The following is a 5,912-nucleotide window of genomic DNA, read 5'->3' on the forward strand; positions in this document are numbered from 1 at the left end:
CAGACGCTGTCCTCGCGCCTGCCGCGCATCGGCCAGGCCTACGATCCGCCCGGCGACAAGGTGATGCGCCGGGCGGTTGCGTGCCCGGCATCGCCCGCAAAAATTGCGACGAACTGACGCTTCCCTTCTCCCCTCGGGAGAAGGTGCCGAAGGCGGATGAGGGAAAGCCATTGCAGCTGATTCGCGTCGCATAAAACCGGCATGCCCTTCCCTCATCCGGCGCTTCGCGCCACCTTCTCCCGGTGGGAGAAGGCAAGCTCAAGCATAATGCGCGGATGAAAACCTATCTCGTCGGCGGCGCGGTGCGCGACCGCTTGCTCGGCAACGCAGTGAAGGACCGCGACTGGGTCGTCGTCGGGGCGCAGCCCGAAGACCTGCTGCGCGCGAACTACAAACCGGTGGGCAAGGATTTCCCCGTGTTCCTGCATCCACAAACCGGCGAGGAATACGCGCTGGCGCGCACCGAGCGCAAGACCGGACGCGGTTACCACGGCTTCGCGTTCGACACCGACGCGAGCGTGACGCTGGAAGACGATCTGCGCCGGCGCGACCTGACCATCAATGCGATCGCCGAAGATGAAAACGGTACGCTGATCGATCCCTTCGGGGGCGCGCGCGACCTCGACGCGAAATTGCTGCGCCACGTCTCGCCCGCATTCGCCGAGGACCCGGTGCGCGTGCTGCGCGTCGCACGCTTCGCGGCGCGTTTTGCCGCGCGTGGATTTCGTATCGCGGCCGCAACGCTGACGCTGATGCGGCAGATGGTGAGCAGCGGCGAAGTGGACCATCTGGTGCCCGAACGCGTCTGGGCCGAAACACAGAAAGCGCTGACCGAATCGACGCCGAGCGCATTTTTGCGCGCCTTGCGCGACTGCCAGGCGCTGGCCAGACTCTACCCTGAAATCGACGCGCTCTACGGCGTGCCGCAGCGCGCGGAATTCCATCCCGAAATCGACAGCGGCGTGCATACCGAACTGGTCGTCGACATGGCCGCGCGTCTCGCTCCCAGCGATGCGTTGATCGGCTGGTGCGCGCTGGTGCATGACCTCGGCAAGGCGCTGACGCCCAAAGATCAGCTGCCGCGTCATCACGGCCACGAACACAGCGGCATCGCGCCGATTGCCGCCTTGAATGCAAGGCTGAAAGTATCCTCCGAATACGCCGCACTGGCGCAACTGGTGTGCAAGCTGCACCTGCTTGCGCACACGGCGCTGGAACTGCGCCCGGCAACCGTGCTCGGCATCTTCGAGCAACTCGACGCATTCCGCCGCCCCGACCGTATCGAGCCCTTCCTGCTGGCCTGCGAAGCGGACAAGCGCGGACGTCTGGGGCTCGAAGAATCGGCGTATCCGCAAGCGCAATTTCTGCGTGCGGCGTTTGCCGCCGCTGCGGAAGTCGGCGCGCAGCCGTTTGTCGACCGAGGTTTGCAAGGGCCAGCCGTCGGCGAAGCGATGCGTGCGGCGCGCGTGAACGCAATTGCCGCGCTTACGCCAAAGTCAGCGTCGTAATTCCATCACCCGAAACCGCTCGCCCATTTCGCTGGGCAGGGTCAGCCGTTTGACCTGCTGCGCGAGCGCATAGCGCGCGGCTTCGTCGCTAGCTTGCGCATGGGCTTGCGCGAACACTTCATCGAGACCGTGCGCGATCAGGAATTGCGCCTGCGTGCTGTGCGCGGCGACCACAAAGCCTGCCGCGGCGCCTGCGCGCGCCAGCGCATCGAAATCGACTGAAGCGGTGATGTCCTGCACGCCGGGCAGGATCAAAGGATCGTCGTGCGCGCGATGGCGATAGTGACAACGCAAGGTGCCGGCGCTGCGTTGCGCATGGTAGTACTCGCCGTGCGCGTAGCCGTAGTCGATCAGGAAGGCGCTGCCACGTTCCAGCGTGCGCGCGACTTCCGCGAGCCACGGCGCCAGCAAGGTACAGATTTCGGAACTATACGGACGTGGCAGCGTGCGGACGCCATCGCCAAGAATCTGGTCCAGGATATTTGCGAACGTCGCATTGGCAGCCTGTTCTCGCCAGACGAAGCGATCGTGCGCATCGACAGCGACGTTGCGCACGAACACACCCTCGTCGCGCAATGCGAACAGGCGCACGGGCAACGCGTCGATCACTTCGTTGGCGATCAACACACCGCACCAGGGCTCGGGCGGCGGCGCATCGAGCCACTCGACGCGATCCAGCAAATGCGCGCAATGCTCGACGATGGTCCCGCGCTGACGTTCGCGCAGATCGGCACTGCGCTCAAGCATGCGATAACGTGCGGGCAAGGCATCGAGGCGTTCGAGTTCGCGCAGCAAGTCGACCGCAAGTGCGCCGCTGCCTGGGCCCAGCTCCAGGATGTCGTGGTCCAGCAGAACGCCGTCGCGCAGCGCAGGCGCGACCGCGCGTGCGAGGCAACGCGCAAATACACTGCCCAGTTCCGGCGCCGTCACGAAATCGCCGGCTGCGCCGAACTTGGCCGCTCCCGCGCTGTAGTAGCCGAGGCCCGGCGCGTACAAGGCCAGCTCCATATAGCGCGCGAAATCGAGTGCGCCGTCGGCGGCGGCAATTTCATCGCGGATGACGGCTGCGACGCGCTCGCTATGCGCGCGCACGTCGGCACTGGGTTCGGGCAATTCGACGCGCATGCGAGCGATGTGAAAGAATCGGGTCAAATCCGCAAAGCAGCGCGCAGCTTAACCTGCGTGCCGAGGAAGAGCGAATGACCGACCCCGCGCATCCGCGCCCTGTCCTCCTGATCACCGGCGCCGCCCGCCGCGTCGGCAGTGTGATCGCGCGCAGCTTGCACGCCGCCGGCTACGATCTCGCCCTGCATTACCGCAACTCACAGGCGGACATGCAGGCGCTGTGCAAGGACCTCGAAGCCGTGCGCGCGAACAGCACCTGCGCCATCCAGGCCGAGCTAGCCGATATCGAGCGCCTGCCGCAGATTGTCGAAACCTGCGTCGCGCGCTACGGCCGCCTCGATGGACTCGTCAACAACGCCTCGGCTTTCTTTCCGACCGAGGTCGGCAAGACCACCGTGCAGCAATGGAACGAGCTGTTCGTCAGCAACGCGCAGGCGCCGTTTTTCCTCGCCCAGGCCGCCGCGCCATTCCTGAAAAGTACACAAGGCAGCATTGTCAGCATTGTGGATATTTACGCGGAACGCCCGCTGGCCCGGCATCCGGTCTACAGCATGGCCAAGGCCGCGCTGGCAATGATGACGCTGGCACTGGCCAGGGAGCTCGGCCCCGACGTGCGCGTCAATGGCGTCGCGCCCGGTGCGATTCTGTGGCCGGAGTCCGGCAAACCGTATGCCGATCAGGCCGAACTCGTCGCACGCAGCGCGCTCAAGCGCACGGGCACACCCGAAGACGTCGCCAGCGCCGTGCTGTTCCTGCTGCGCGACGCGAAATTCACCACCGGGCAGATACTGAAAGTGGACGGCGGCCGCGCGCTGGTGATCTAACCGCGACAACCTGGCGCGATTGCGAAACGCTCAGTCCTCGTCCTTGGTCCTGAACGCATCGGCGATGAGCGCCTCATCGAAACCCGCGCCGCTCGCGCCCTCTTCCGCGTACCGATAGATCGCCGCCGCATAAATACCCTGCAGAGCAGACTGCACCAGCGCCAGCAGCACGACGGCAATGATCAAAAACGCAATGACCAGACCGACGGTCAGCGTGGACTTCGATGCAGCGGCGGGAATAATCAATGCCATGCCGGATACGATCAGCAGAAACATGATCAACCCGAACACGACACCGATACCGGCGTTGCCGATCAGATTCTCGCCCCAGGTACGCTTGAGCAATTCGGCGCTGCGCTTGATCGCCTCGAGCGGATAGACGTCGTTGCTGACCAGAATCGGCACGACCAGAAACGTGGCCAGCGTCCAAGCCAGACCGATCAGGCCGATGATCCAGCGCCCGATGAAACCGGCGCGCTCCTGCAGCGAGCGCAGAATCATGCCGACCGTCGCGGAAATGACCGCATAGACGAGGATCGAAGGCAACTGGGCGAGGGCGCAGCGCAGACCGTCTGCCAGGGTCGGTGTACCGCCGCGCAGGCGAATCAGGGCAGCACCGGCCAGTGCGCAGTTGAAGAAAATGATGATGAAGTACTGCACCAGGTAGAACCCGAACCACAGCGGCAAGCGCTCCGCGGTCAGATGGCCGTGGTCGATTTGGCGGAACAAGCCGGCCGCGTTTGCCTGGATCAGGAAACTCCCGGCGACCAGCAGCGTGCATAGCGCAGACAGCGCCGGGAACACGAGCAGCTTCTTGTCCGCCTGCAGGACTGCTGCGCTGGCCTTGACCAGAGCCCAACTGCGCTCGATCTTTTCGAACATGATGTCGCCCCCTCGACCGATTGCAGCGACGTTTTAACACCGCGCCTGCATGACGTAAAGAGCTGGAAGTGGCGTGCGCTTGCAGGTCTACAGATCGCCTGCCGGTTGTAACGACGAATCCGCTGCGTGTGCCTGCTCCTGCCACAGCTGCTTAAGCGTCTTGCCAAGCAGCGGATGCGCCACCTGCGGCGCAATATCAGCGAGCGGCTTGAGCACAAAGGCGTATTTGAGTTCCGGCCGCGGCAGTTCGAGATTGCCCGGCCCTTTCAGCACGCGGTCGCCGTACAGCACGATGTCGACATCCAGCGTCCGACTGGAGAAGCGCGGCACGTCGCGCCGGCGGCCGTGACGATCTTCCAGAGCATGCAGCCACTCGTTGAGCGCGTGAGGATCGAGTTCGGTGTCGATACCGACGGCGAGATTGAGAAAATCCGGCCCGTCGAAGCCGACGGCCGGACAGCGGTAGACCGGCGACACGGTGATGTCGCCGAACCGCGCGCGCAGTTCGGTCAGCGCGGCGCGCAGGTTCTTCTCCGGCTCGAGATTCGAACCGAGACTCAGATAGGCACGCGCCATCAAGCTGGCTTCTCGCCGCGCTCGATAACGACGCCGACCGCTTTCGAACCGCGTACCGCGCCGGGTTTCGCCAATTTCAGCCGCAGCCAACGCACCTCGAATTCCTCGAGCACGATTTCGGCGCAGCGCTCGGCCAGCGTTTCCACCAGCTGAAACGTGGAGCTTTCGACAAACGCGATCAGGCGCTTGGCTACGGCTTTGTAATCGAGCGTGTCGGCGATCTTGTCGCTCGCTGCCGGCTTGCGATTATCGAACGCCATTTCCAGATCGAGCGCGACGACTTGGCGGATCTGGCGTTCCCAGTCGTAAATGCCGATCACGGTCTCAATGCGCAGGTCTTCGATGAAAACGGTGTCCATTGTCTGGGAGGGCTGAGGGCTGAGGGCTGAGGGGCTGGAAATCTTATACCGCGGGAAGACTTTCCAGGTCCCAGCGCGACGCCACTTTGATCGCGGTGTCGTCGTGCAATCCTGCCTGCAGGCGCAGCGCGCCGGCCAGCGCGATCATCGCGCCGTTGTCGGTACAGAATTCCAGGCGCGGGAAATAGGCGCGAAAGCCCTCACGCTCGGCCGCCGCGGCGAGTTGCGCGCGCAGACGGCGATTGGCGCCGACGCCGCCGGCGATTACCAGACGGCGTGCGCCGGTTGCTTGCAGGGCGCGCCGGCATTTGATCACCAGGGTATCGACGATCGCCTCCTCGAAACCGCGCGCGATATCGGCCTTGGCGTTTGCCTCGTGCTTGTGTGCTTGGTAAGCGAGCAGGACCTGAGTCTTCAATCCGGAGAAACTGAAATCCAGCCCGGGCCGATCGGTCATCGGCCGGGAAAACTTGAATCGCCCCGGCGTGCCGGTTTCAGCCAGCTTTGCCAGCGCCGGCCCGCCCGGATAGTCCAGCCCCATCATTTTGGCGGTCTTGTCGAAGGCCTCGCCGGCGGCGTCGTCGAGCGTGTCGCCGAGCAGGCGATAGCGGCCGATACCAGTGACTTCGATCAGCATC

General features: G+C 64.3%; 7 protein-coding genes. 2 read left to right on the plus strand and 5 right to left on the minus strand.

The features are described 5' to 3' along the window. Positions 1-275: 275 nt before the first annotated feature. Complete coding sequence (locus VIE67_RS08785; protein ID WP_332025304.1) at positions 276-1,508, plus strand: multifunctional CCA addition/repair protein; 1,233 nt, start codon at positions 276-278, stop codon at positions 1,506-1,508. Here the strand turns inward: VIE67_RS08785 and VIE67_RS08790 are convergent. After that, entirely contained in the window at positions 1,497-2,633 is a 1,137-nt protein-coding gene (locus VIE67_RS08790) for a class I SAM-dependent methyltransferase (RefSeq protein ID WP_332025306.1), read from the minus strand. The genes VIE67_RS08785 and VIE67_RS08790 overlap by 12 nt on opposite strands. A gap of 74 nt (positions 2,634-2,707) precedes the next feature. Between VIE67_RS08790 and VIE67_RS08795 the strand changes: the two genes are divergently transcribed. Continuing rightward, the gene (locus VIE67_RS08795) at positions 2,708-3,457 is read left to right on the plus strand and encodes a pteridine reductase (RefSeq protein WP_332025308.1); all 750 of its coding nucleotides are present in this window, start codon (positions 2,708-2,710) and stop codon (positions 3,455-3,457) included. Between the two features lie 30 nt (positions 3,458-3,487). Here VIE67_RS08795 and VIE67_RS08800 read toward each other — a convergent pair whose 3' ends face one another. The 4 genes from VIE67_RS08800 to VIE67_RS08815 all read right to left on the minus strand — a co-directional run. Beyond that, positions 3,488-4,339, minus strand: coding sequence for a DUF6159 family protein (locus tag VIE67_RS08800; protein WP_332025310.1), 852 nt, complete (start codon positions 4,337-4,339; stop codon positions 3,488-3,490). Between the two features lie 87 nt (positions 4,340-4,426). After that, positions 4,427-4,915 carry a 2-amino-4-hydroxy-6-hydroxymethyldihydropteridine diphosphokinase gene (gene folK, locus VIE67_RS08805; protein ID WP_332025312.1) on the minus strand — a complete coding sequence of 163 codons (489 nt, stop codon included), beginning with the start codon at positions 4,913-4,915 and terminating at the stop codon, positions 4,427-4,429. Beyond that, positions 4,915-5,274 carry a dihydroneopterin aldolase gene (gene folB / locus VIE67_RS08810; protein ID WP_332025314.1) on the minus strand — a complete coding sequence of 120 codons (360 nt, stop codon included), beginning with the start codon at positions 5,272-5,274 and terminating at the stop codon, positions 4,915-4,917. Before folB ends, folK begins: the two co-directional genes overlap by 1 nt. Before the next feature lie 43 nt (positions 5,275-5,317). Continuing rightward, a partial coding sequence (locus VIE67_RS08815; protein WP_414707323.1) for a tRNA (adenosine(37)-N6)-threonylcarbamoyltransferase complex transferase subunit TsaD occupies positions 5,318-5,912 on the minus strand: 595 nt, incomplete at its 5' end.

Origin of the sequence: Rudaea sp., from assembly GCF_036560865.1 — a bacterium.
Taxonomy (GTDB): domain Bacteria; phylum Pseudomonadota; class Gammaproteobacteria; order Xanthomonadales; family Rhodanobacteraceae; genus Rudaea.

What these genes read in the sequence shown, in the direction of transcription:
- VIE67_RS08785 (WP_332025304.1), top strand. Translation starts at nt 276, where the DNA reads ATGAAAACCTATCTCGTCGGCGGCGCGGTGCGCGACCGCTTGCTCGGC.
- VIE67_RS08790 (WP_332025306.1), bottom strand. Translation starts at nt 2,633, where the DNA reads ATGCGCGTCGAATTGCCCGAACCCAGTGCCGACGTGCGCGCGCATAGC.
- VIE67_RS08795 (WP_332025308.1), top strand. Translation starts at nt 2,708, where the DNA reads ATGACCGACCCCGCGCATCCGCGCCCTGTCCTCCTGATCACCGGCGCC.
- VIE67_RS08800 (WP_332025310.1), bottom strand. Translation starts at nt 4,339, where the DNA reads ATGTTCGAAAAGATCGAGCGCAGTTGGGCTCTGGTCAAGGCCAGCGCA.
- folK (WP_332025312.1), bottom strand. Translation starts at nt 4,915, where the DNA reads ATGGCGCGTGCCTATCTGAGTCTCGGTTCGAATCTCGAGCCGGAGAAG.
- folB (WP_332025314.1), bottom strand. Translation starts at nt 5,274, where the DNA reads ATGGACACCGTTTTCATCGAAGACCTGCGCATTGAGACCGTGATCGGC.